19 protein-coding genes are annotated in these 21,456 nt (G+C 67.5%); 13 read left to right on the top strand and 6 right to left on the bottom strand.

Annotation, left to right across the window (positions count from 1 at the left end; all coding sequences use genetic code 11):
• Positions 1–557: 557 nt before the first annotated feature.
• Together dnaB and N2K98_RS16975 are read left to right on the top strand one after the other, a co-directional pair.
• Positions 558–1,940 carry a replicative DNA helicase gene (gene dnaB / locus N2K98_RS16980; protein ID WP_229951200.1) on the top strand — a complete coding sequence of 461 codons (1,383 nt, stop codon included), beginning with the start codon at positions 558–560 and terminating at the stop codon, positions 1,938–1,940.
• A gap of 54 nt (positions 1,941–1,994) precedes the next feature.
• Positions 1,995–2,609: a cell division protein CrgA gene (locus tag N2K98_RS16975; RefSeq protein WP_255796352.1), complete on the top strand. Its 615-nt coding sequence runs from the start codon at positions 1,995–1,997 to the stop codon at positions 2,607–2,609.
• Here N2K98_RS16975 and N2K98_RS16970 read toward each other — a convergent pair.
• Complete coding sequence (locus tag N2K98_RS16970; RefSeq protein ID WP_255796353.1) at positions 2,606–4,603, bottom strand: APC family permease; 1,998 nt, start codon at positions 4,601–4,603, stop codon at positions 2,606–2,608. The two genes, N2K98_RS16975 and N2K98_RS16970, sit on opposite strands and share 4 nt — an antisense overlap.
• A 655-nt stretch (positions 4,604–5,258) precedes the next feature.
• On the opposite strand from N2K98_RS16970, the gene N2K98_RS16965 reads away from it, so the two are divergent.
• Positions 5,259–6,020, top strand: a complete 762-nt coding sequence (locus N2K98_RS16965) for a transglycosylase family protein (protein ID WP_255796746.1) — start codon at positions 5,259–5,261, stop codon at positions 6,018–6,020.
• A 118-nt stretch (positions 6,021–6,138) separates the two neighbouring features.
• Here N2K98_RS16965 and N2K98_RS16960 read toward each other — a convergent pair whose 3' ends face one another.
• Together N2K98_RS16960 and N2K98_RS16955 are read right to left on the bottom strand one after the other, a co-directional pair.
• Positions 6,139–6,477, bottom strand: a complete 339-nt coding sequence (locus N2K98_RS16960; RefSeq protein WP_255864505.1) for a MoaD/ThiS family protein — start codon at positions 6,475–6,477, stop codon at positions 6,139–6,141.
• Entirely contained in the window at positions 6,455–7,588 is a 1,134-nt protein-coding gene (locus N2K98_RS16955) for a WD40/YVTN/BNR-like repeat-containing protein (RefSeq protein ID WP_255864506.1), read from the bottom strand. The genes N2K98_RS16960 and N2K98_RS16955 overlap by 23 nt, the downstream gene beginning before the upstream one ends.
• 156 nt (positions 7,589–7,744) lie before the next feature.
• Here N2K98_RS16955 and N2K98_RS16950 point away from each other — a divergent pair, with 156 nt between their 5' ends.
• The 5 genes from N2K98_RS16950 to N2K98_RS16930 all read left to right on the top strand — a co-directional run bounded on the left by N2K98_RS16950 (position 7,745) and on the right by N2K98_RS16930 (position 12,328).
• A complete protein-coding gene (locus tag N2K98_RS16950; protein ID WP_255864840.1) occupies positions 7,745–8,623 on the top strand; it encodes a DUF4031 domain-containing protein in 879 nt (292 codons plus the stop codon).
• Positions 8,620–9,864 carry an MFS transporter gene (locus N2K98_RS16945; protein WP_255864508.1) on the top strand — a complete coding sequence of 415 codons (1,245 nt, stop codon included), beginning with the start codon at positions 8,620–8,622 and terminating at the stop codon, positions 9,862–9,864. The genes N2K98_RS16950 and N2K98_RS16945 overlap by 4 nt, the downstream gene beginning before the upstream one ends.
• A gap of 46 nt (positions 9,865–9,910) precedes the next feature.
• Positions 9,911–11,269, top strand: a complete 1,359-nt coding sequence (locus N2K98_RS16940; protein WP_255864510.1) for an MATE family efflux transporter — start codon at positions 9,911–9,913, stop codon at positions 11,267–11,269.
• Between the two features lie 110 nt (positions 11,270–11,379).
• Positions 11,380–11,883, top strand: coding sequence for a hypothetical protein (locus N2K98_RS16935; protein ID WP_255796358.1), 504 nt, complete (start codon positions 11,380–11,382; stop codon positions 11,881–11,883).
• 76 nt (positions 11,884–11,959) lie between these two features.
• On the top strand, positions 11,960–12,328 hold the full coding sequence (locus N2K98_RS16930) for a hypothetical protein (RefSeq protein ID WP_255864511.1): 369 nt from the start codon (positions 11,960–11,962) through the stop codon (positions 12,326–12,328).
• 9 nt (positions 12,329–12,337) lie between these two features.
• Here the strand turns inward: N2K98_RS16930 and N2K98_RS16925 are convergent, their stop codons facing one another.
• Genes N2K98_RS16925 through N2K98_RS16915 form a run of 3 tightly spaced genes read right to left on the bottom strand, consistent with a single transcriptional unit; the run spans position 12,338 to position 16,448 of the window.
• Positions 12,338–13,432 (bottom strand): DUF2795 domain-containing protein, encoded by a 1,095-nt coding sequence (locus N2K98_RS16925; protein ID WP_255864512.1) that lies wholly within the window; start codon positions 13,430–13,432, stop codon positions 12,338–12,340.
• Positions 13,429–14,997: a D-glycero-beta-D-manno-heptose 1-phosphate adenylyltransferase gene (gene rfaE2 / locus N2K98_RS16920; RefSeq protein WP_255864513.1), complete on the bottom strand. Its 1,569-nt coding sequence runs from the start codon at positions 14,995–14,997 to the stop codon at positions 13,429–13,431. The genes N2K98_RS16925 and rfaE2 overlap by 4 nt, the downstream gene beginning before the upstream one ends.
• Positions 14,994–16,448, bottom strand: coding sequence for an aldehyde dehydrogenase family protein (locus N2K98_RS16915; RefSeq protein ID WP_407079996.1), 1,455 nt, complete (start codon positions 16,446–16,448; stop codon positions 14,994–14,996). Before N2K98_RS16915 ends, rfaE2 begins: the two co-directional genes overlap by 4 nt.
• A gap of 188 nt (positions 16,449–16,636) precedes the next feature.
• On the opposite strand from N2K98_RS16915, the gene N2K98_RS16910 reads away from it, so the two are divergent.
• The 5 genes from N2K98_RS16910 to N2K98_RS16890 all read left to right on the top strand — a co-directional run bounded on the left by N2K98_RS16910 (position 16,637) and on the right by N2K98_RS16890 (position 21,455).
• Positions 16,637–17,791, top strand: a complete 1,155-nt coding sequence (locus N2K98_RS16910; protein ID WP_255864514.1) for a glycosyltransferase family 9 protein — start codon at positions 16,637–16,639, stop codon at positions 17,789–17,791.
• A gap of 150 nt (positions 17,792–17,941) precedes the next feature.
• Positions 17,942–19,003, top strand: a complete 1,062-nt coding sequence (locus tag N2K98_RS16905; protein WP_255864515.1) for an ABC transporter substrate-binding protein — start codon at positions 17,942–17,944, stop codon at positions 19,001–19,003.
• The gene (locus tag N2K98_RS16900) at positions 19,004–19,855 is read left to right on the top strand and encodes an ABC transporter ATP-binding protein (RefSeq protein ID WP_255864517.1); all 852 of its coding nucleotides are present in this window, start codon (positions 19,004–19,006) and stop codon (positions 19,853–19,855) included. It abuts the gene before it with no gap.
• Complete coding sequence (locus N2K98_RS16895) at positions 19,852–20,673, top strand: ABC transporter permease (RefSeq protein ID WP_255864518.1); 822 nt, start codon at positions 19,852–19,854, stop codon at positions 20,671–20,673. Before N2K98_RS16900 ends, N2K98_RS16895 begins: the two co-directional genes overlap by 4 nt.
• Positions 20,673–21,455, top strand: coding sequence for an ABC transporter permease (locus N2K98_RS16890; protein WP_255864519.1), 783 nt, complete (start codon positions 20,673–20,675; stop codon positions 21,453–21,455). The genes N2K98_RS16895 and N2K98_RS16890 overlap by 1 nt, the downstream gene beginning before the upstream one ends.
• Position 21,456: the final 1 nt, after the last annotated feature.

The raw sequence follows: 21,456 nt of genomic DNA, 5'->3' as shown, positions 1-21,456 counted from the left end.
AAGCACCCTCCTGCCCTCTGGGCCGGGGGGTGCTTTTGTGTGGAGAACCGCTGCCGCGGCCGCCTTTCTCCAAGCTCCGGCCGCAGCCCTCCGCAATGCATGGTCCGCTGAGGCGGCTGTTGTGGATATCGCGGGGGACATTTGTGGATTTCGGCACCCCTAGGCCTGTTTGGAGCTCCTGTCAACACGGCCCCGGCGCCCCGGCGCGGCGGAAAAATAGTTTGTTTACACAGGTGTGGACAAGCGTTTGCCCTAGTCAGAGGCCCTTTTGTGGAAAAAACTAAGATTTATCCACATGCTTATGCCCAGCCTGTGCACAAGACACGCCGCGTTATGCACAGACTGTCCACAGGACCTGTGGATAACTCGTTTGTCGGCAGGGCGAAGGAGGCATACGGTTGCGGTGAATCCCTTCTTCAGACGCATGTCCGCCGGCTCGGATCCGTCAGCACCGCCGCCGCCGTTCCGGCCGAAAGTCAGTGCGGGCTGATAGAGATAGACAAGCCCTCCGGCAGGGCAGGGATCGAAACGTCTTAGCCTTTATTGAAAGGGTCACAGTGTCGCTCACGCATACGGACTCCCCGGCATCAACATCAAGTCCGGACTTCGCGAGGACACCGCCGCAGGACCTGGTCGCAGAACAATCGGTGCTTGGCGGCATGATGCTCTCCAAGGACGCCATCGCAGACTGCGTGGAAGTCCTGCGCGGACTCGACTTCTACCGTCCTGCCCATGAGGCCATCTACGAGGCCATCATTGACCTCTACGGCCGCGGGGAACCGGCCGACGCCGTCACCGTTTCTGATGAACTCACCAAGCGCGGCGAGATTGGCCGGATCGGCGGCCCGGCCTACCTGCACGAGCTGATCCAGTCCGTTCCTACCGCGGCCAACGCCGGTTTCTATGCCGAAATCGTGCGCGAGCGGGCGGTTCTGCGTCGGCTCGTTGGCGCAGGCACCAAGATTGTCCAGCTGGGCTACTCCAACGAGGGCATGGAAGTGGATGACATCGTCAACGCTGCCCAGGCCGAAATCTACGCTGTGGCCGAACGCCGGACTGCAGAAGACTACGTGCCCCTGAAGGACATCATCGAGGGCACGGTGGACGAGATTGAGTCCGCCGGACACCGCGGCGAAGGCATGACCGGCGTGCCCACCGGCTTCTACGAATTGGACGAGCTCACCCAGGGCCTGCACCCGGGCCAGATGATCGTTATCGCTGCCCGCCCCGCCGTCGGCAAGTCCACCTTCGCGCTGGACTTCGCCCGGTCCGCGGCCATCAAGAACAACATGACCACCGTCTTCTTCTCCCTCGAAATGGGCCGCAACGAAATCGCCATGCGTCTGCTCTCGGCTGAAGCGACCATCGGCCTTCAGGACCTGCGTAAGGGCACCATCAAGGACGAACAGTGGGGCAAGATCGCCACCACGATGGGGCGCATGAATGACGCGCCGCTGTTCATTGACGACAGCCCCAACATGTCCCTGATGGAAATCCGTGCGAAGTGCCGCCGCCTGAAGCAGCGCCATGACCTCAAGCTCGTGGTGCTGGATTACCTGCAGCTGATGTCCTCGGGCAAGCGCGTGGAATCCCGCCAGCAGGAAGTCTCCGAGTTCTCACGTGCACTGAAGCTGCTGGCGAAGGAACTGGAAGTTCCCGTGATCGCGTTGTCGCAGCTGAACCGAGGTTCGGAGCAGCGCACCGACAAGAAGCCCATGGTCTCCGACCTGCGTGAATCGGGCTCCATCGAGCAGGATGCGGACATGGTCATCCTGCTGCACCGCGAGGACATCTACGACAAGGAATCGCCGCGTGCCGGCGAGGCCGACGTCATTGTGGCCAAGCACCGTAACGGCCCCACCAAGACCATCGTTGTAGGGTTCCAGGGCCACTACTCACGCTTCTCGAACATGGCGGTTGAGGGCGGCAGCGGCTTCTAGCCGCCGCGTTCACCGCTCCTCCACCGCTTCCCCCACCGCCCCAGGAGATCCAGCATGCCCAAGTCCAAGCCCCGCAAGAAAGCCGTCTCCAAAAAGAAGCAGGCCCGCCGCGCCGAGCATGAAGTCAATGCTCTGCTGCGGGGCGAAACCGCCTACTTCAGCGATGAGGCAGAGGCGCTGCTCACCGCCCGTGGCTGGATCAGCGAGCGGGACCAGCCCGGCGGCCCGGACCAGGGCGACGCCTGGTACTGGATGCCGTCCCAGCTGCCGGCGTACCTGGAGGAAGGCGAACCCGTCCCCACCTCCATCTACCCGTCTTCCGAGAGCACCTTCGTGAGCCAGCTGGCGACACCGGACGGTTCCGTTCCCCCCGTGGCGCAGACGGAGTACGACTCGCTGGAGGCACTCGAGGCGGACCTGGACCGGCTGCAGGCCTACCGGGTGCCCGACGACGCGTGGACCGTTCTGGGCGGAGGCCCGTCGGCTGAAGAGACACCCGGCGATCTCATCGACTCCATTACCGAGGAATGGGAGCTCATTGCAGAGCTCATCCACTTCCCGTACAGCAACGAGGCCGGTCCGCGTTCCTTTGCGGTCGTGGAGCAGGCCGTGCAGGACGGCAGGCTTACTGAGTACGCCTACCGGTCAATCCTGGCCGGCCGCGCCTAGCCCCGGCTTGAGGCGCCGGGGCCGCCGGCCGGCTCGCCATGGGTATCGTGGCTGGAGGCCAGCTGCCATGGCACGGAGGCGACCATGATGGCCGGCTCGAAGTGCAGCCGGGCTTTGATGCGCAGCGCAGTCTGGTTGTGCACCAGCTGTTCCCACCACCGGCCCACCACGTACTCCGGAATGTAGACCACGAACAGTTCCCGCGGCGCGTTGCGCCGGGCATCGCGCAGGTACGCCAGCACGGGGGAGATGGTCTCCCGGTACGGCGAGGAGAGGACCGTCAGCGGCACTGGGATCTGCAGGCGCTCCCAGTCGGCCAGTGTGCGGCGGGTGTCCTCCGGATCAAGATCCACAATGATCGCGTTCAGGCTGGAGGGACGGGACGCCCGTGCATAGGCAATGGCGCGCAGGGCGGGCTTGTGGACCTGCGAAATCAGGATCACCGCATTGACCCGGGACGGCAGGGCCAGACCGTGGTCGTCGGCGCTGAGCGCCAGCTCGCGGGCAACCGTGTCGTAATGGACCCGGATGCTGTACATGATCACGTAGAGCACGGCCATGGCCAGCAGGGCAATCCACGCACCGTGGGTGAATTTGGTGATGATGACGATGAGCAGCACCAGGGCGGTCATGCCGAAGCCGATGGAGTTGATCGCCCGCGAACGCTGCATCCGGCGTCGTACGTCCTTGTCCCGTTCGGTGCGCAGCTTGCCGGTCCAGTGCCGGATCATGCCCAGCTGGCTGGCGGTGAAGGAAACGAAGACCCCGACAATATAGAGCTGGATCAGCTGGGTCACATCGGCGTCAAACGCCACGATGAGCACCAGGGCGCCCAGGCCCAGGGAAATGATGCCGTTGCTGAACGCCAGCCGGTCCCCGCGCGTGCGCATCTGGCGGGGCAGGAACCCGTCCTTCGCCAGGATCGAGGCCAGCACGGGGAAGCCGTTGAACGCGGTGTTGGAGGCAAAGACCAGAATCAGTCCGGTGGCGGCCACGACAAGGTAGAACGCGATGCTGCCGTCGCCGAAAATGGTCTCCGCCAACTGGCTGATTACCGGATGCTGCACGTAGTCCTCGCCCACGGGGGAACCGTTGGCCGTGAGCTGGGTGGCCGGGTCCTGGGCTACGTGGACCTTGGTGAGGTTGGCCATGGCGATGATTCCGCCGATCATTGCTGCGGAAATCACGCCCAGGAGCAGCAGAGTGGTGGCGGCATTGGCGCTCTTGGGTTTGCGGAACGTCGGGACGCCGTTGCTGATGGCTTCAACGCCGGTGAGTGCGGCTGCGCCCGAGGAAAAGGCACGCAGCAGCAGGAGGACGCCGGCAAGCCCTACCAGCCCTTCGTCGAAACCTGATTCCCGCACCAGTTCAAAGGATGCCGAAGGGGCCTGACGGAGGTTTCCGCTGAGGAACTGGAGGAAGCCGGTGAGGCACATACCCAGCACGGAAGCCATGAAGATGTAGGTAGGTACGGCAAATAAGGCGCCGGCCTCCCGGATGCCGCGCAGATTCACCAGAACCAGCAGCGCGACGCCGATCACGGCGATGGTGGCCTGGGTGCCGTGCAGCGCGGGGATGGCCGTCACAAGGTAGGACGCCGCGGAGGACATCGACACAGCGACGGTGAGCACGTAGTCCACCAGCAGTGCGGAGGCGACGGTCAGGCCGGCGGGCTTGCCCAGATTGGTGCTCGCAATTTCATAGTCACCGCCGCCGGACGGATACGCGTGCACGTTCTGCCGGTAGGAGGCGACCACCGTGAGCAGCACAATGATGACGGCCAGCCCCACCCAGGGGGAGAGGGTGACGGCAGCGACGCCGGCCAGCGCCAGGGTAAGGAGAATCTCATCGGGCGCGTAGGCAGCAGATGAGAGGGCGTCCGAGGCAAAAACAGGGAGCGCGATCCGCTTGGGGAGGAGGGTGTGCGAGAGCCGTTCGTTGCCGTAAGGACGCCCGACCAGAATGCGTTTGAGCGCATTGAAGAATGTGAGCACGAGGACCAACGTTAGACCCGTCCGCCTGCACTGTCCAGAAGCGGAAAAACGCGGTGGCTGCGCCCTCCTCCGGGCCTGGCTGCCCGGCTGGGCCACCTGCACCATCCGGCACTTCGGCACCATCATCGGAGCGCGATCGCGGGGGCCTGATAAGGGCATCCGGTGTCGGGGCAGGCGGTTGATGGCGGAGTGGGGATCGATTCCGGCCAGGAGTTAGAGGTTGCCGTCTTTTAGTGGCCTTCGTCACCACTTTAAAATGATCCAGGCCACGGCAAAGGTGTTCTAAACCCCCAAAACCGGAATGTGACAAAAACTACAAAACCGGGCCTGGATTCTACTTCTCGCGCTTGTTTGCGCGGATCTGGAAAAGATAACGATTCGTGCATACTTGATATCGATTTGATCTCGATAAAAGACTCCCCTACGTTGGTTAAGGCCCTGATCGAGGGCTGGACCGCCTGACTGGATCGAAGTCGGCGGCGGCCGGCACCAATTCTGGTGCGGCCTCAAACCAGTAAGCCTGATGCCACGCGTCCACTGCACGTCGCCGCTGCGTGGCATTGACGAAGACCTCTATCACTTTGGGGAAGGCGACGGCGTGCAGACGCCCGGGGACGGGATGAGCGCAGGTGGAACCCATGGGAGCAAAAGACTTATGAAGAACCAGAAGATCCGTCGTATCGTTCGCCGTGGCCTGGCTACCGCCGCCATCACCGGTGCTGGCGCTGCAGGACTCGTAGGAATGGCCGCTCCGGCCAACGCAGCCTCCATGGACTGGGACGCTCTCGCACAGTGCGAAAGCGGTGGCAACTGGTCCATCAACACCGGCAACGGTTACTCCGGCGGACTGCAGTTCAGCCCCAGCACCTGGGCAGCCTTCGGTGGCACCGGCGACGCAGCGAACGCCAGCCGCGAGCAGCAGATTGCCGTAGCCGAGCGTGTCCTGGCTGAACAGGGCCCCGGCGCCTGGCCTGCCTGCACCGCCAAGCTGGGCCTGACCGGCGCTACTGCCAACCCGCAGGCTGCCCAGGCTCCGGTTGAGCAGGCTCCTGTCGCCGAAGCCGCTCCGGTTGAGACCTACACCGAGCCCGCTCCGGTGGTCGAGGCCGCTCCGGTTGAGACCTACACCGAGCCTGCTCCGGTGGTCGAGGCCGCTCCGGTCGAGACCTACGTACAGCCGCAGACCGTTGCTCCGGCACCGGCCAGCGTCCCGGTTGAAGCCGTGGCTCCGGTTCAGACCCCGGCCCCGGCCCTGTCCGGCGAGACCTACGTCGTCCAGTCCGGTGACACCCTCTCCGGGATCGCCGAGAAGCTTGGCATCGAAGGTGGCTGGCAGGCGCTGTACAACGCCAACCTGGACACCGTTATCCACCAGGACCTGATCTTCACCGGTCAGACCCTGCAGCTGCCGGCCTAATTAGGGCAGAGTGAGTCTTCGGTAGCTGTTCCGCCTTAGTGCGGGAATCGAAGCAGAACGGGCGCTTTACGCAAATGCGTATAGCGCCCGTTCCTTTTTAACTTTCCTTTAACTTTCCTCACCCGCCGGCGATCGACTGCAGGACCAGAAGCTCCGCGCGGGCGGGCAGCACGGTGGACGCACCCTCCAGGTCCCGGACGTCCTCTCCGTCCAGGTACAGGTTCACATAGCGGCGCAGCTCCCCGGTTTCGTCACAGATCCGCCGGTACACGCCCGCAAAATCCGCCTGCAGGAGCGCCAGGACATCCGCAACCGTGACGTTTTCCGGTGTCCCTGCACCAAGCGCGGGACGAAGGGTCAGCATGCGCCGCCCGTCCGCGGCGTCGGCCAGTGCCGCAGGGAGCAACAGCTCGACGTCGGTGCGGCCGGGAGCGTCAGGCCGCAACTGCGCGGACACAGAGCACATCCGGAAGATTGGCCGCTACCAGGTGAAAGCTCTCACCCTCGTCGGCGCTGGCATACACCTCGCCGCCGCGGGTGCCGAAGTAGATGCCGGCAGGATCGGCGTCGTCCACATAGGCAGCATCGCGCAGCACGGCGTTGAAATCATAGGCGGGCAGACCGGCGTCGAACCGTTCCCAGCTCCCGCCTGCATCGGTGCTGCGGTACACCGCGGGGCGGCCCTGCGGCGGATTGCGTTCCCCCGCCGAACCCAGCGGAATTGTCCAGATGGTATCCGGGCGGGTTGGGTGGGCAAGCATCACGAACCCGAAATCCGCGGGCAGGCCGTCCGCTATGGACAACCACTGTCCGCCGGCGTCGTCGCTGCGGTACACCCCGCCGTGGTTCTGGGCGTATAACCGCTGCGGGTTGCCCGCGTCCCGGGCAACCTTGTGTACGCACTGTCCGAACTCGGGATATTTCTCCGGCATAAAATCCGCGATGATGCCGGTGTTGAACGCACCCCAGCTCCGGCCGCGGTCATCGGAGCGGTAGACCCCGCCGCTGCTGATCGCCACATGGACGGAATCGTCACTTGGACTCGGCAGCACCGTATGGGCGGCCGGGCCGCCGTAGCCGGCGCCCCACTGGGTGCGGTGCGGGTGGTCCCATAATCCCCGCACCAGTTCGAAGTGTTTCCCGCCGTCCTCGGAGCGGAACACGGAGATCGGTTCGCAGCCCGCCCAGACCACGCCCGGCCGGTCCGCGCTGTCCGGTGCCAGCTGCCAGATGCGCTCCAGCGAGGCGCCGGTGTCCTCGGGAAAGGCAATGGCCGCCTGCTCGGGTTCCTGCCAGGTCCGCCCCAGGTCATCCGAAATCGCTACATTGGTGCCCCACCACTCGGACCGGACACCGGCCAGCAGGCGAGGGGTCCCGCTGCGGGCGTCGAAAGCCAGGGACGGGACCTCCGTCATGGCAAACTCCGGCCCGCGCACCTCCCAGTTTCGACGGTCGCGGCTCGTGGCCAGCCACAGCCCCTTACGGGTTCCAATGGCGACCACGGTGGAGGCGCCGGGTGATCCGGCGGGGGACATGGCAGCAGGCATCGCTTCGGGCACGGCATCCATGCGGTTATTCCAGCACCGGGGGTGCCCTGGAACAAGGGCGTTCCCAAAGACCGGCCGACCGGACGCCCAACGGATGCGCACCGCCGCATGGAAATTGCTGCCCCGGGTGCGATAGACATACAGGATGCTGTTGTTGCACCCGGAATCCCGGCGTCCATGATCTACATCGATCCGCCGATGTGGCCGGCGCACAACACCCTCTTCTCGCACCTGATTTCCAACTCCGGGCTGGACGAGCTGCACGCGTTCACCCGGGAGGCGGGCATCTCGGACCGGGCGTTCGACGGCGACCACTACGACGTGCCCCGGGAACGCTATGACGCGCTTGTGTCGCTGGGGGCCGTGCCGGTCAGCTGCGGCGATCTGGTCCGCATCCTCATCGCCAGCGGGCTGCGGATCCCGGCACGGGAGCGTCCTTCTGCCCTTGCCGCCCCGCTGCGCCACCGGTGGAACCGGCTGCTGCCCGGGACACCGGAGCTGGGCGAATACCTGCTTCAGCTCTGGAATGAACCGCATCGCCGCTACCACGACCGCAGGCATCTGCTGCAGGTCCTGGAGGCTCTGGACCTGCTTGCCGGCGGTGAAATTCCCCGGCCCGTGGCCCTAGCGGCCTGGTTCCATGACGCCGTGTACACCGGCCGGGCCGGCGCGGACGAGGATGCCTCGGCCCGGCTGGCCGAGCAGCTGCTGCCCGGCGCGGGTGTGCCTGCCGTAGAGACCGCGGAATGCGCACGGCTGGTCCGCCTGACGGCCGGCCATGACCCGGCTGCAGCGGACAGCAACGGGTCGCTGCTCACGGACGCGGACCTGGCAGTGCTGGCCCGCGAACCAGCGGGCTATGCCGCGTATCTGCAGGCAGTCCGCGCTGAATACGCGCACCTTTCAGCGGAGGACTTCACTGCCGGACGACGCCGGGTGGTCCGTCAGCTTGCCGCAGCCGACCCGCTCTACCGGACGCCCGTCGGACGGCAGCTCTGGGAGGAACGCGCCCGCCGCAACCTTGCTGCGGAACTGGCGGGAACTGACCAGCCATGACAAGACGCGATGACGCGACCGGGTTCAGCGGCCAGTTCACCGGGCACCGGCGCGGCAGCCCCGGTTACCGCGGCGTCCTGGTGGGACTGGCCGCGGCAGGTGTAGCTACCTTCGCCCAGCTGTACTCGCTGCAGGGAGTCCTGCCCGAACTCGCTGCCGATCTGGGTATCTCTGCGTCTTCGGCCGCGTTGACGGTTTCCGCAGCCACCCTCGGACTCGCCGTCACGGTGATTCCCTGGTCCGCCGCAGCGGACCGGTTCGGCCGGCTGCCGGCCATGCGCCTGGCGATCCTGGCCGCGGTAGTGCTTGGCCTGGCCGTTCCCCTGAGCCCCAATCTGCCGGTGCTGCTGGGACTCCGTTTCCTCGAGGGGGCGGCACTGGGCGGGATTCCGGCGGTGGCGCTGGCCTACCTGAGCGAGGAAGTGAGCAGGCTGCATGCCGCCGTGGCTGCCGGGACCTACGTTTCGGGCACCACCATCGGCGGCCTCGCGGGCCGGATCCTGGCCGCACCCCTGGCGGAACTGGTGAACTGGCGGGTGGGTGTAGCCGCCGTGAGCCTCCTGGCCGCCGGAGCCGCAGCCGTTTTTATGCTTACCGCACCCCGCCAGCACGGTTTTGTGCCCGTACGCCGGGCCGCCCCCGGACACGGACTGGCTGCGCGGCTGGCGGCGAACCTCCGCAGCCCGCGGCTGCTGGCCCTGTATGCACAGGGCTTCCTGCTGATGGGCGGCTTCGTGGCGGTCTACAACTATCTGGGTTTCCGGCTGGGCGAGCCACCCTTCGGGCTGCCCCAGAGCCTGGCGAGCTCCCTGTTCCTCGCATATCTCGCCGGAACCTGGTCCTCCCGGGCCGCCGGTACCCTGGCGGCCCGGCTTCGCGGCGGGCGGAAGCCGGTGCTGCTGCTGTCCCTCGGCGGCATGGCGGCGGGCCTTGCCCTGACCCTGGCGGACAACCTTCCGGCAATCGTCGCCGGACTGCTGGTCTTCACCGCCGGTTTCTTCGCCGCGCATTCCATTGCCTCCGGCTGGACTCCGCTCCTCGCCCGGGAGGGACGGGCGCAGGCATCCTCGCTCTACAACCTCTTCTACTACACCGGGTCCAGCCTGCTGGGCTGGGTGGGCGGCTACTACTTCCAGCAGGGCGGCTGGCGGTTCCTGGTGCTCTTCGTCGGGGTGCTGCTGCTGGCTGCGGCACTGGTGGCCGTCCTGGTCCTACGCAGTAACGACGACGGCGGGGAGTAGCGCCCGCTTTCGATGCGGGGCCTGCGCAAAACGTAGGCTGGAAGGTGTGAAGACCGAAGCGGACCTTTCCTCCCGGCGGCTCAGCCGCCGGATCCTGGCCCTGGCCCTCCCGGCACTGGGCGCGCTGATTGCCGAACCCCTGTTCCTGCTGGCGGATTCCGCGATCGTCGGGCACCTCGGCGTGGCCCAGCTGGCCGGCGTCGGCCTGGCCTCCACGGTGCTGCAGACCGCCGTCGGGCTGATGGTTTTCCTGGCCTATTCCACCACCGGAACGGTGGCGCGCTACCTCGGCGGCAACCGGCAGCCTGAGGCGCTCGCGGCAGGACGGGACGGCATTGCCCTGGCCGTCGTGTTGGGCGCGGTGCTTTCGACCGCGGGGTACCTGTTCGCTCCACAGCTGTGCAGCGCCATGGGTGCCACCGGTGACGTGCACCGCTACGCCGTCGACTACCTGCGCTTTTCAATGCCGGGCCTGACCGCGATGCTGGTGGTCCTGGCCGCCACCGGGGTACTGCGCGGGCTGCAGGACACCCGTACCCCGCTGGTGGTCGCCACGGCTGGCTTCGCCGTGAACATCGGACTGAATTACCTGCTCGTCTACGGGTTCTCCCTGTCTGTGGCGGGGTCTGCCCTGGGCACCAGCATCGCGCAGTGGGGCATGGCGGTGTTCTACCTGATCGCGGTGGCGCGGATGGCACGCTCCCACGGTGTACCCCTGCGTCCCGCGGTCGCGGGGATCCGGGCCACCGCCCACGTCGGCTCGTGGCTGATGCTGCGGACACTGAGCCTGCGTGCCGCGGTGCTTGCCACAGTCCTGGTAGCCACCGCGCAGGGGCCGGAATCCCTCGCAGCCCACCAGCTGGTTATGACCGTGTTTACCTTCCTGGCGTTCGCGCTGGACGCGCTGGCCATCGCGGCGCAGGCAATGATCGGCAAGGAACTGGGTGCCGGAGATACGGCGACGGCCCGCGCACTGACCCGGCGGATGATTGTGTGGGGTGTGGGCTTCGGCGTTATCACCGGCGCGCTGCTGGCGCTGGTGGCGCCGGTGGCAGGCGTGCTCTTCACCGGCGACGCCGGAGTGCAGCAAGCCATGACCGCCGGGCTGTGGATCCTCGCGGTGTCCCAGCCGATCTGCGGGCTGGTGTTTGTGCTGGACGGAGTGCTGATCGGGGCGGGGGATGCCAGATACCTGGCCCTCACCGGCGTGCTGAACCTGGCCGCCTATCTGCCCCTGCTGATCTGGGTGCACGCTGCGGACCTGTCCGGTTCCGGAGGGATCGCGTGGCTGTGGGCGGCATTCGCCCTCGGCTATATGAGCGCACGCGGAATCACGTTGTCCTGGCGGACCCGGCGGGACGCCTGGATGGTGACCGGTGCCGTGTCCGGTGCAGGGAGCGACTAAGCTTGACGGTGGCCAACCGGCCACCGATATGACGTAAAAGTGAAAGCGGAGGCTCTGCAGTGGGCGCATCCAATCCCGGAGCACCTTGGGGACCCATGCTGGTCCGTTCAATGGTCGCAGCAGTCTACGGCGTGCTGACCGTGTTCTGGCAGGATCCCACCGAGCCTGTCCTGGTGATTGCCGGCGGCACGTATCTGCTGCTCACCGGCGTCGCACTCTGGCCCATGCTTACCGCGGCCCGCGGACACGGCAACGTTCGGACCTTCCTGCTCGTTGAAGCCGCTGCCTATGTTCTTGCCGGTGCCGCCACGCTGGTCTTCGCCTCGGCCGAAGCATTCCGGGTGTCGGCCGCCGCGGCCCTCATTCTCGGGGGAATCCTGGAACTCACCCTCTGGGTCCGGAACCGCACCGGCTTCCTGCCGGCCCGTGACTGGCTGATCACTGGTGCCGCCGCCCTCGTGGCCGGCGTCCTGGTGCCGCTCGTCTACGACCTGGGCGTCCGGGCGCTGCTCGGCGTGACCGGTGGCGCGGCGATCATCATTGCGGTGATCGTGGCCATTTCCGCGCTGGGCGCCCGGCATGATTCCCGCGCCGCCGTGGACGAGCAGGCATAGGCCGTAAACTAGGTATCGCGCGCGGTGCATTTACGCACCGATCCGCGCCACCCCAACGCAGCAGGAGGCAATGATCGTGGCGAACAGCTCAACCGGTGGACCGCAGAGGCGGAACTCCGTAAAGGCACCGCTGATTTTCTCTGCCGTGCTGGCGTTGATTGCGGGCCTTGCCACCATGATCTTCGCCACCGGGGGAGCGGAACAGGAGCTGCGGTTCGACCTCGGGCTCATCGCCGTCGGCATTGCGTTTATCGCGTCGCTGCTGGTTTCCTCGCTGCTGCTGATGACGGAGAAGCCGAACCCCGAGCACCTCAGCCAGGGTTCGGGCATCCACCGCAGCTCGGCGAACATCCCGGGCGGTGCGGGAAACGTCGGCAAGCCGACCCCGCCCGCGGCTCACACGGACGACGACGAGTCTCCCCGGCCCACGGATCCCACCGCCTGAGCAGCCGGGCTAGTCGAAAATCTCCTTGCTGATGTCCGTCGGTGCGTCGTATTGGCGCTCCGGCAGGTTCTTTAGCGCCTCCAGAACGGTGCCTTCGGCGCCCGCCCCCTCGGCCTTTTTCACGATGTCCTCCTTCGAGGCCGGATAGTCCAGGCCTCCGAGGGTTTTCTGCACGTCAATCGGGCTGGGTTTCTCGGCCATGCGTTCTCCTTTGTGGTTGCTGATGGACGGGTTGTACTCGGCGGTGCCCAGGATGAGCTCGGCGGCGTCAGCGGACCGGTCGGTAACCGTGGTCGGTGACTCCAGGTGGACTGCACCGGAGGGAACCATCCCGGCGCCGCCGAACCTTTCCATCACCCGCCACTGGGCTGCAACGTCCTCCCCGGCGTGCCCGGGCGGCAGCTGGTCCCAGAATCCGAAGCCTCCGCACTCAAGCAGTGCCTGCCGGTCATAGAGGACGCAGGCCCCCACCCAGGCGATCCGGTACAACCGCCATTCTCCCGGCGGGATGCCGAGGCCGGAAGCCACATGCGCCAGATTCGCCGCGTTGTGCAGGGTCCAACGCGAGAAGCCCGGCTGGCTGCGGCGAATCCGTTCCGGCTGCACCTGTCCGTTTTCCCACACCTCGAACGGCTGCTGTTCCTCAGGCCGCCGGTCGGCGAGATAGGACAGTCCCTGCACGGCCGCCCCCACGAATCCGCCGCCGGACGACGCCAGGGCCGCCGTCAGCCGGGCCAGCATGTCCGGTTCCAGCCAGACGTCGTCGTCCAGGAACAGGACCTGCGGAGCACCGGACTGTCCCAGCAGGAAGTGCCGCTGTTCGGCCAGCCCCCGCGCCGGCAGGTGCCTCAGGAGCCGGACCGGACGGCCCTGCGCCTCCAGGACCCGGACCATCGCTTCCGCGGCCGGATGGTTCCAGGACGGGACATCGGTACTTTGGTCGCTGATAACGACGGCGAAGTCCGGCCCGTCCTGCGCGGCCAGCCCCGCGAGGGTGACCGCGAGTTCGGCCGGCCGGTTGCGGGTCGGAATCAGCACGTCCACCTCCGCCGCGCTGCCCGAACCGGGCGGGCCGGCCCAGTCCCCGGACCAGCGGCGCGTCACGGCGGGTCCCCGGGATTGTTCCCGCCTGCGGCAATGCCGCCGCTGCCCGCAGGGTTCCCGCCGGTCTCCCCGGCATCATTCGCGGTGCCGCCCGACCGGATCCGGGACACCAAGGCAGTGGTGGAGTGGTCGGAGACGTAGTCCAGGATCAGCACCCGGCCGCCGCACTCCTCCACCACCGGGGTCTCCGCCAGCATCTGCGCGGAGTAGTCCCCGCCCTTGGCGTAAATATCCGGCCGCAGTTCCCGGATGAGCGGAATCGGGGTGTCCGTCTCGAACACGGTCACGTAGTCCACGCAGCTGAGCGCTGCGATGATCCCGGCCCGGTCATGGACGGGATTGATGGGACGGCCCGGTCCTTTCAGCCGGCGGGCGGACGCGTCGCTGTTCAGGGCGACCACCAGGATGTCACCGAGCTGCTTGGCCTGGTTCAGGTACCGGGTATGCCCGCGGTGCAGGACGTCGAAGCAGCCGTTGGTCAGGACAATCCTGCGCCCGGCAGCCCGTTCGACGGCGGTCCGGGCCAGGAGATCCGCCTGGCTGAGCGCCGTGTCGGCAAAGCCGTCCAGATGCTTTTCCAGGTCGGCGGTGCTGCACACGGAGGTCCCGGGCCGCTGGACAACAATATCGGCGGCGTTCTGCGCCAGGTCCGCAGCGGTGGACAGCGGCAGCCCTGCGGCACGAGCCAGTGTCAGGCAGGCAACGAAGGTGTCACCTGCTCCCGACGCCTGTTTTTCGGCAGCGGGACGCGCCCAGGTGCGGTGGAACCCGCCGTCGGCGCCGATCACGGCCGCGCCGTCGCGGTCCAGGGTGACAGCTGCCGCTGCCGCACCGGCGGCGGCCAGCAGGTCCGGTGCATAGGTGCGAACCGCTGCGGCACGGTCCGGCCCGAGCGGCTTTGTCCCGCCCAGCAGTTGCGCGGCTTCGGCGGCATTCGGTGTGACCAGGTCGGGCGCCAGAGCGGCCCAGCCCGCGGCGTCGTGGGCATCCACGACGGTGAGGCGACCGCCGCGCAGTGCCACCAGGGCGTCTCGGACGGCGCCGTGCAGCAGCCCGGTGCCGTAGTCGCAGACCACCAATGCATCGGCGTCCGCCAGCAATGCAGGCACGGAGGCCGCCAGCAGTTCTGCTGCCTCGGCCGGGAACCGCCCGCCGTCGTCGAGCCGGAACAGTACCTGTTCCGCGGCGACAATCCGGTCCTTCGTGGCGGTCGCGGCATCGGGGTGCTGCACCAGCCCGCGCAGGTCCACGCCCGCCTCGGCCAGAATGCTGCGCAGCCGGTCCCCGGCGGCGTCGGTGCCGGTCAGTCCGCCAAGCCGCACCCGTGCACCGAGGGCCTGCAGGTTCATGGCGGTGTTTGCCGCACCGCCGGGTGCGTAGTCCTTCCGCTGCACATCCACCACGGGTGCCGGCGCCTCCCGGCAGAACCGTTCGGTGACCCCGGACCACCAGCCATCCAGCATCACGTCGCCGATGACCGCTATGCGCAGGGAGGCTGCCGCGAGACGGTCAGGCAGCCCTGGCGCGAGGCTGCGAACCTCCCCGGGGTTCCGGAAGTCCGTCACTCCGGTATTCCCGGTGCCGCGGTGCCCGGGGAACCGACGTGGACCACCTTTACCAGGGAGAACTCGTCCAGGAGTTCCGGGCCGTAGCCAAAGCCGCGGCCGCTCCGGCGCCGGGGCTGCGCCGAGCCTCCCGGGGCGCCGCCGAAGACGGCGTTGATATTCACGGTGCCCACGTCCAGGGCCGCCACTGCCTGCTGCACGTGAGCAATGCTGCCCGTCAAGACAGTGGCGGCCAGTCCGTAGGGCCCCGCAGCTGCCAGGGCGAGCCCGTGGTCGAAGCTGTCCACCACCTGGATGGGGGCCACGGGGCCGAACGTTTCGGCGTCGAAGACCTCCATCCCGGCCGAACAGTTCAGCAGGACGGTCGCGGGGTAGTGGGCACCGGGTCCTTCCGGCAACACGCCGCCCTCCGCAATCGTGGCGCCGCGGACCAGCGCCTGGGTTATCTGCTGGTGCACGGTGTCGCGGAGCCGGGCATCCACAAGGGGCGCCACCGCACCCTCCCGATTACGTCGCCGCGCTTCGGCAATGAGCTCGGCGCAGAACGCATCCGCGATGTTCCGGTGCACGTAGATGCGCTCCACCGAGGTACAGATCTGGCCGCTGTTGCTGAATGCCCCGACAGCTGCCTGTCCGGCCGCCCATCGCGGGTCCACATCCGCATCAACCAGCAGCGGATCGTTGCCGCCGTTCTCAAGAATGACGTGGGCTCCCGTCAGCGCAGCCGCCCGGGCAATCCTCGCGCCGGTTGCACTGGAACCCACGTGCGCCAGGACGTCCACCCCTGCCTCCATGCTCAGCTGGGCACCCACATCCGCCCCGCCGGCGAGTGTTGTCAGGACACCCGCGGGGAACACCGGGGCGAGGATTTCCCCGAGCAGTTTCCCGGTGTGGGGCGAACGCTCGCTGGGCTTGGCAATTACCGTGTTCCCGGTGGCCAGCGCCGCGCCGATCAACCCGGCGGCCACGGCCACCGGGTCGTTCCAGGGGGTCAGCACAACGGCGACGCCGCGCGGCCCGGTTACCGTGTAATCCGCAGCCAGTGCGGCACCGCGGAGGCTGTGCCCCCGGTGCACCGGACCGAGTTCGGCGTACTGCTCCAACGTGGCCACCCCGGCCTGCACCCCGGCAAGGGCCTCAGTCTCCGGCCGTCCGGTCTCGCGGGTGTTCCACGCGGCCATTTCGGCGGCCCGCAGTTCCAGGGCAGCGGCAGCGGCGCGCAAGAGGCGTCCCCGCTCGCCGGGGTCGGTGCCTGCCCACCCGGGGAGGGCGCCGCGGGCTGCCGCCACGGCGGCTCGGATGCCGTCCCGTCCGTCCTGCTCCATCCGACCCACCAGGGTTCCGTCCCGCGGATCGAAAATGGTGATCGGCTCGAGGGAACCGTTGGGGTCCATCGGGGAAGCGGGCGGGGAAGCGGGCGGGGGAGCCGGCGGCTGAATGGTGGTGGACATGCTGCTCCTTCTCGCGCGTTGTATAGCTCCCATACCCCGTTTCCGGCGGGTTCAGACAGGCGGGGCAAGCAGGTGCGGGCCCGGCTCACCTGGAGTAAACACCTCCCTTGGGTCCGGCGTCGCCAGCACCTATGGTGAGTGCCCACGGGGCAGACCGCGCGCGCGGGTCCTCGGCGAAAGGAAGCCCAATGAAGCAGAAGACCACGGAACAGTGCGGGCCGCTGCAGCCCCGGGGGGACCGGCCGGGACTTGTCCGCGGGGTCGGCCCCCTGGCCGTGCCCTTTCCGAATGTGGAGAAAATCGCCGTGCTGCGCGGCGGAGGGCTGGGGGACCTGATGTTCGCCCTGCCTGCGGTCGAAGCGCTCGCCGCCGCGTATCCGTCCGCATCCATCACACTGCTTGGCACTGCGCTGCACGCCGCCCTCCTGGCGAACCGGCCCGGACCGGTGCAGCGGGTGGAGGTCCTGCCAGCCGCCCCCGGCATTGCCTCCGGACCGGAGGACCCGGAGGCCGTCGAGGCGTTCCTGGCCCGGATGCAGCGGGAGCGGTTCGACCTGGCCGTCCAGGTGCACGGCGGCGGCCGGAACTCGAACCCCTTCCTGCTCCGCCTGGGGGCACGGCACACAGTAGGGACCCGCACCCCCGATGCCGCCGCCCTGGAACGGAACATCCCCTACATCTACTACCAGCACGAGGTCTTCCGGGCCCTGGAAGTGGCCGGGCTCGCCGGAGCCGCCCCTGTCAGCCTCGACGCGCAGCTGCCCGTCCTGCCTGAAGAGGCAGCAGCGGCGCGGGCCCTGCTATTGCCGGACCGGAACCTGGTGAGCCTGCATCCCGGGGCCACGGACCCGCGGCGGCGGTGGCCGGCGTCGTGCTTCGCGGAGGTGGCGGTGCGTGCCGTCGCCCGGGGCTGCCAGGTGGTGGTGGTGGGCGACGACGCCGACCGGGGCCTCGCGCAGGAGGTTGTGGACCGGGCGCTCGCGGCGGCCGGACCCGAGGTGCCCGTCCGCTCGCTGGCCGGCGAACTGGGCATCGGCACGCTCGCAGCCCTGCTGCAGGCCAGTGCGGTGATGGTGGGCAATGACAGCGGGCCCCGGCACCTGGCGCAGGCGGTTGGAGCCGCCACGGTGGGCATCTACTGGTTCGGCAACGTCGTCAACGCCGGGGCGATGGGCCGCACCCGGCACCGGGTGCACATGTCCTGGGTGTCGGAGTGCCCCACCTGCAAGGCCGACGTCACGCAGGTCGGCTGGACGGCGGAGCGGTGCGAACATGACGACTCGTTTGTGGCGGAAGTGCGGGCAGCAGAGGTGTGGGCCGACGTCGACGAGCTGCTGGGCTAACGCCGGGATCCCCTTGGAGCCAGCGCAGGAAAGGGAGTTTACGGCACCGTAACGGACCGATACCGCACCGTAACAGGGGGTGTCCGTTGCAGAAACAAAGCGTTCCTAGGCTCGGGATTCATCACCCCGCACCTACTGAAAGCGGTACCCATGAACGTCCTGCCCCGGCTGCGCACACGCGCCGCGAACGCACGAATCCTGTTCGGCGCACTTGCCGCGTCCAGCCTTCTGATGGTCACCGCCTGTGGCGGATCCGCCGACGCGGGGGACGCGGAGTACGACACCCTGGACGTGAACCTGTCCTGGATCAAGAACGCCGAATTCGCCGGTGAGTACTTCGCCGAGGAGAAGGGCTATTACGCCGATGCAGGCTTCTCCGAGGTGAACCTCATAGCAGGCGGTCCCGGCGGCACCTCGACGGAAACCATGGTCCTCTCCGGCGGCGCCCTGGTGGGAACCTCCAGCCCCATGGGGGTGGCCCCGGTCATCGCGGAGCAGGACGCACCGCTGAAAATCATCGGCACCACCTATCAGAAGAACCCGTTCGTCATCATCTCCCTGGATTCGCTGCCCATTACCACTCCGGAGGACCTTGCCGGCAAACGGATCGGAGTGCAGGCCGGCGTCAACGAAACACTGTTTGACGCCCTGCTGGAGGTCAACGGGATCGATCCCGGGTCCGTGGAAAAGGTTCCGGTGCAGTATGACCCGCAGCCGCTGGTCAACGGGGATGTGGACGGATTCTTCGGCTACCTCACCAATGAAGTGCTGACGCTGGAGCAGGCCGGGCACCAAACCGCCGTACTACCCTTCGCCGACAACGGCCTCCCGTTCATCGCGGAGAGTTTCGTGACCACCGACGAAGCCATTGAAACCCGCCGGGAGGAACTCAAGGCATTCCTGAAGGCGACCGCGCAGGGATGGAAGGACGCCGTCGCCGACCCTGAGGAGTCCGCACGGCTGGCCGTCGAGGTATACGGCACGGACCTGAACCTGGACATGGCCAAGGAAACCCGGCAGGCCGAGGAACAGAACACCAAGCTTGTTGTAACGGCGGACACCGAGGCCAACGGATTGTTCACCATCTCGGACTCACTGATCGAGGAGAACCTGGAAATCCTAAAACTGGCCGGATATGACCTCACCGCCGAGCAGGTGTTCGACATGAGCCTGCTGGCCGAGGTGTACGAGGAAAACCCGGAGCTGAAGTAAATGCAGTCCGAACACGCCCTCGCCCCGGCTTCCCCGGGCACAACCACACCCGGGGAAGCTGCCCGGCCGGGCAGCGGGACGGGAATCCGGCTAACGAACCTTGGCAAAACGTTCGGAGCGGGCCGGAAAGAGGTGACGGCCCTGGCGGAAACCAACCTCGTCACCGACCGCGGATCCTTCATTTCCCTGCTGGGTCCCTCCGGCTGCGGAAAATCCACAGTGCTGCGGATCCTGGCGGGACTGGAAACACCAACCACCGGGGAAGTCCTCGTAGACGGAAAGTCGCCTCAGGATCTCCGGCGCGGCCATGAACTGGGCATCGCCTTCCAGGACTCGGCGCTGCTGCCGTGGCGGAGCGTGTACACGAATATCCGGTTGCCCCTGGAGGTTGCCGGCCATGCAGCGGACGACGCGTATATCCGCGAGTTGATCAATCTGGTGGGACTGGAGGGATTCGAAAAGGCCCGGCCCGCGCAGCTCTCCGGCGGCATGCGGCAACGCGTCTCGATTGCGCGGGCGCTGGTTCTGAAACCGTCGGTACTGCTGCTGGATGAGCCTTTCGGGGCCCTGGACGACATGACCCGTCAACGGCTGAATCTTGAATTGCTGCGGATCTGGACCGAGAAGCCCGCCACGACGCTGATGGTCACCCACGGTATTTCCGAGGCCATCTTCCTTTCGGACACGGTGGCGGTGATGAGTCCGCGTCCAGGCCGCGTCAAGGAGGTCATCTCCGTGGACCTCCCGCGGCCGCGCACCCCGCAAATGATGCGGACCCCCGAATTCCACGCCCTGCACGATCACGCCTCCGAGCTGCTTTTCGGCGGACCGTCCTCCGCGGAGGCCTCATGACCCGCCTGCCGCCGTGGGCCGTGGGGGCCACCGGCGCGGCTGCCGTACTGGTCCTCTGGTGGGTGGGTGCGGCCACCTTCCTCAGCGGCATCGGTGCCGCGGGCGACGGCGGCCCCGGAGCCATCCCTACCCCGTGGCAGGTGCTCGCCCAGATGGGTGCCGACGGATGGGGCTTCTACTGGCGCAATGCCGCGGTGACCTTGGCCGAAGCCGGTGCCGGTTATCTGTGGGGCAACGCCCTGGCCCTGCTGCTGGCGTTCCTGGTGCTGTTGGTTCCGCGGCTCGAGCAGCTCGCCACCCAGCTGGCCGTCGTCAGCTACTGCCTGCCGGTGGTCGCCGTCGGCCCCGTGATCTTTATTGTCCTGGGCCCGCCGCGGTCCGGGGAGTCGTCCGGGACGGCTGTGGCACTGGCTGCACTGTCGGTGTTTTTTACCACGATGGTCAGCGCACTGGCCGGCCTGAAAGCGGCGGACCGTGCCTGCCTGGACATCGTCACGGTTTTCGGCGGCCGCAGGATCCATCAGTTGCTCAAGGTCCGCATTGTTGCCGCCCTGCCGTCGGTCCTGGCCGCGTTGAAAATTGCCGCACCGGCCGCGTTGCTCGGTGCCATCCTCGGTGAGTACGTGGGGGGAGTGGACCGCGGACTGGGGCCCGCGATGGTCAACGCGCAGCAGACCCTGGAAGTGGCGCGGGTATGGGGCGTGGCGGGTGCCTGTGCCGCCCTGGCCGGTTCCGCCTACGCGGTGCTGGGGCTCCTGTCCCGGTTTGTTGTTCCGTGGGCCTCCGGCGGGCCGGGTGTCCGGGTGGGCGGCCTGTGATGGGCGCGCTGGTCCGGTCCGTCGGCCGGATGCTGCTGGGCCTGACCGTCTCACTGGCCGTGGTTGGTGCGCTCTGGATCGGGCTGCTGAAGGTCTTCGACGTGTCCGCCTACATCGGCAAGGGACCGTGGGAGGTCTGGACTTTCCTGGTCCTTGACCCGGAGGCCGCGGAGAACCGTGCCCTGGTGGGCGGTCAGCTGGGACAGACACTGCTCGACGCCGGCATGGGGTTCGCTGCGGGCATGCTGGCTGCGCTCGCCGCGGCCTGTGTCTTCACCCTGTTCCGCGGGGTGGAGCACGCACTGATGCCGCTGGCCATGCTCCTGCGCTCGGTGCCGCTGGTGGCACTCGCGCCGATGATCATCCTGGTCTTCGGCCGGCAGGAAGCTGCGGTGGCCGCGATGGGCGGCATTGTGGTGCTGTTCCCCGCGCTCGTCACTATCGTGTTCGGCCTGCGCTCCGCCTCACCGGCCATGCTCGAAGTGGTGCAGGTGTACGGCGGCACCCGGTTCGATGCCTTCCGGAAGGTGGCGGTACCGACTGCGGTGCCGGCCCTGTTCACTGCGCTGCGGGTTTCCATTCCCGGGGCCCTGACCGGGGCGCTGCTCGCGGAGTGGCTCGCCACGGGGCAGGGAATCGGCTACGGGATTGTCTCCGCGGTGTCCCGGGCGCGGTATGACCAGGTGTGGGCCGCCGTCGTCGCCGTGACCCTGGCCTCGATCCTGCTGTACGCGGTGGTTGCCGCAGTGGAGGCGGCCCTGAAGCAGCGCGCCGGGACGTAGC

The organism is Arthrobacter jinronghuae (genome assembly GCF_025244825.1).
Lineage (GTDB): Bacteria > Actinomycetota > Actinomycetes > Actinomycetales > Micrococcaceae > Arthrobacter_B > Arthrobacter_B jinronghuae.
The sequence above is the reverse complement of the archived record's forward strand: the minus strand, read 5'-3'. Positions and strand labels throughout refer to the sequence as shown.